Genomic DNA, 2,841 nt, shown 5'->3' with positions numbered 1-2,841 from the left:
GTGAATGGGTTCGGATAGTTTTAGTTTAGCGCACGTATCGTAAAGCCTGGCGGCGCCCTACTCTTCCATCGCTTAAGCGATAGTACCATTGGCGCAGTCTGGTTTCACGGCCGAGTTCGGGATGGGATCGGGTGGGTCACGGACGCTATGGCCACCAAGCTATAGGATACGTGTGCTAGACTGAGAAGTTTAGAAATCGATGTTGAGATTACCGTGCTGTGGTTTTGTTACCTTGCACACCCTGTCCCTGCTGGTTTTGGCCAGCCTTGGGGGTGGGGGTGTGGACTCTTCAAGCGCGAATAGGACAATTAGGACCGGTTAGCTCCACGCGTTACCGCGCTTCCACATCCGGCCTATCGAGGTCGTGGTCTCCGACCGTCCTAAAGAAATCTTATCTTGAGGGAGGCTTCCCGCTTAGATGCTTTCAGCGGTTATCCCGTCCATGCATAGCTACCCTGCTGCGCCGTTGGCACGACGACAGGTCCACCAGAGGCATGTTCAACCCGGTCCTCTCGTACTAGGGTCAACTCCTCTCAAATTTCGACGCCCACGGCAGATAGGGACCAAACTGTCTCGCGACGTTCTGAACCCAGCTCACGTACCACTTTAATTGGCGAACAGCCAAACCCTTGGGACCTGCTCCAGCCCCAGGATGTGATGAGCCGACATCGAGGTGCCAAACAACCCCGTCGATATGAGCTCTTGGGGGTTATCAGCCTGTTATCCCCGGCGTACCTTTTATCCGTTGAGCGATGGCCCTTCCACGAGGGACCACCGGATCACTATGACCGACTTTCGTCTCTGCTCGACTTGTCAGTCTCGCAGTCAGGCTGGCTTATGCCATTGCACTCTAACAGCCGGTTTCCAACCGGCCTGAGCCAACCATCGCGCGCCTCCGTTACTCTTTAGGAGGCGACCGCCCCAGTCAAACTACCCGCCACAGAGGGTCCCTCTCCCGGTTTCACGGGAGCAGGTTAGACATCAGAAAACAACAGGGTGGTATTTCACCTATGGCTCCACACCGGCTGGCGCCGATGCTTCAAAGCCTCCCACCTATGCTACACAGTTCTTTCCTAATGCCACTCTGAAGCTGCAGTAAAGGTGCACGGGGTCTTTCCGTCTAACCGCGGGTACTCCGCATCTTCACGGAGAATTCAATTTCGCTGAGCATGTGCTGGAGACAGTGGGGAAGTCGTTACGCCATTCGTGCAGGTCGGAACTTACCCGACAAGGAATTTCGCTACCTTAGGACCGTTATAGTTACGGCCGCCGTTTACCTGGGCTTCATTTCAGTGCTTGCACACCTCCACTTAACCTTCAGGCACCGGGCAGGCGTCAGACCCTATACGTCGTCTTGAAGCCGACTTAGCAGAGCCCTGTGTTTTTGCTAAACAGTCGCTACCCCCTGGCCTGTGCCCCCCATCAGAGCTTGCGCTTAGATGGGGCCTCCTTCTTCCGAAGGTACGGAGGCAATTTGCCGAGTTCCTTCAGCACACTTCTCTCAAGCGCCTTGGTATACTCTACCTGACCACCTGTGTCGGTTTCGGGTACGGACTGTACGGGGAGGCTATTTCCTGGAACCACTTCGAAGCACCCTCAATCCGATAAGAGGGTACAACACACGTGATCCGTCACACATCCCCAGGCGCAGGAATATTAACCTGCTTCCCATCGACTACGCCCTTCGGCCTCGTCTTAGGGTCCGGCTTACCCTGCTCAGATTAGCTTTAAGCAGGAACCCTTGGTCTTTCGGCGACAGGGCATCTCACCCTGTTTATCGCTACTCATGTCTGCATTCGCACTTCCGATACCTCCACGGTCCATTACCAGACCGCTTCGCAGGCTTACGGAACGCTCCGCTACCGCGTGACTAATGTCACACCCTAAGCTTCGGTGCGTGTCTTGAGCCCCGGTACATCTTCGCCGCAGGAACCCTTGTTTAGACCAGTGAGCTGTTACGCTTTCTTTAAAGGATGGCTGCTTCTAAGCCAACCTCCTGGTTGTTTTGGGATTCCCACATGCTTTCCCACTTAGACACGACTTGGGGACCTTAGCTGTAGGTCAGGGCTGTTTCCCTCTTGACGACGGACCTTAGCACCCGCCGTCTGTCTCCCGGATAGTACTCCTAGGTATTCGGAGTTTGGTTAGAGTTGGTAGATCTCGCGACCCCCGCATCCATCCAGTGCTCTACCCCCTAGGGTATTCGTCCGAGGCACTACCTCAATAGTTTTCGCGGAGAACCAGCTATTTCCCGGCTTGATTGGCCTTTCACCCCTAAACACAACTCATCCGGTAACTTTTCAACGTTAATCGGTTCGGCCCTCCAGTGGGTGTTACCCCACCTTCAGCCTGGTCATGCCTAGATCGCCGGGTTTCGGGTCTAATGCATCGAACTCAGTCGCCCTATTCAGACTCGCTTTCGCTGCGCCTACACCTATCGGCTTAAGCTTGCTCGATACATTAAGTCACAGACCCATTATGCAAGAGGTACGCTGTCAGGCCCTAAAGACCCTCCAACTGCTTGTAGGCAATCCGTTTCAGGTACTGTTTCACTCCCCTCATCGGGGTGCTTTTCACCTTTCCCTCACGGTACTTGTTCGCTATCGGTCATGCACGAGTATTTAGGCTTGGAGGGTGGTCCCCCCATGTTCAGACAGGATTACACGTGTCCCGCCCTACTCGAGTCCTCTGATCTCACTTTCGCATACGGGGCTGTCACCCGCTATGGCCGAACTTTCCAGATCGTTCTGCTAGTTGAATCAGAGGCACTGGCCTGGTCCGCGTTCGCTCGCCACTACTAACGGAATCTCGGTTGATGTCTTTTCCTCCGGGTACTGAGAT

Annotated in this window: 2 rRNA genes (1 of these 2 running past the window's edge); both read right to left on the bottom strand. The window is 54.7% G+C overall.

From position 1 onward, the window contains the following. Window positions 1-44 precede the first annotated feature (44 nt). Window positions 45-159, bottom strand: a 5S ribosomal RNA gene (rrf, locus tag QGN17_RS20865). 129 nt (window positions 160-288) lie between these two features. Further along, window positions 289-2,841, bottom strand: a 23S ribosomal RNA gene (locus tag QGN17_RS20860) (it continues 238 nt past the right edge of the window).

It is taken from the genome of Sphingomonas oryzagri, assembly GCF_029906645.1.
GTDB classification, from domain to species: Bacteria; Pseudomonadota; Alphaproteobacteria; order Sphingomonadales; family Sphingomonadaceae; genus Solisphingomonas; species Solisphingomonas oryzagri.
The sequence above is the reverse complement of the archived record's forward strand: the minus strand, read 5'-3'. Positions and strand labels throughout refer to the sequence as shown.